This window comes from Mesorhizobium sp. M7A.F.Ca.CA.002.04.1.1 (assembly GCF_004022805.1).
GTDB lineage: Bacteria > Pseudomonadota > Alphaproteobacteria > Rhizobiales > Rhizobiaceae > Mesorhizobium > Mesorhizobium ciceri.
The window spans coordinates 1-303 of the sequence record NZ_RZPL01001356.1; the positions used below are offsets into that span (position 1 = coordinate 1).

The 303-nt window shown below is 64.4% G+C and carries 1 protein-coding gene; it reads right to left on the reverse strand.

The window, feature by feature from the left end:
• Positions 1 to 303, reverse strand: a 303-nt coding sequence (locus ENZ75_RS34195; RefSeq protein ID WP_206524598.1) for a helix-turn-helix domain-containing protein, incomplete at both ends; no start/stop codon positions are given.

Below are 303 nucleotides of genomic sequence, written 5' to 3' on the forward strand. Positions count from 1 at the left end.
GAACTCGCCCTTGTAGTCGGCACACCAAAGATCGTTAGGGCGACAGCCGTTTGAAAGTGGTGTCCCCGTCGCCCTGTTGCGCCTGCGCTTGCGGCGCTCGACCATGCCGTGGCGGTCGAGCACGGCATGCACCGTCGAGATCGCGGGCCGGTGCACATCCGGATACAGCCGGGCCAGCCGCTCGCGTATCTTCGGCGCACCCCATGTCGGCTTGTCTTGCTTGAGGCGCACAATCAGCTTCTCGATTTGAAACGGAAGCTGATTGGCGTGGCGATAGGGCCGCCGCGATCGGTCCGTCAGCCC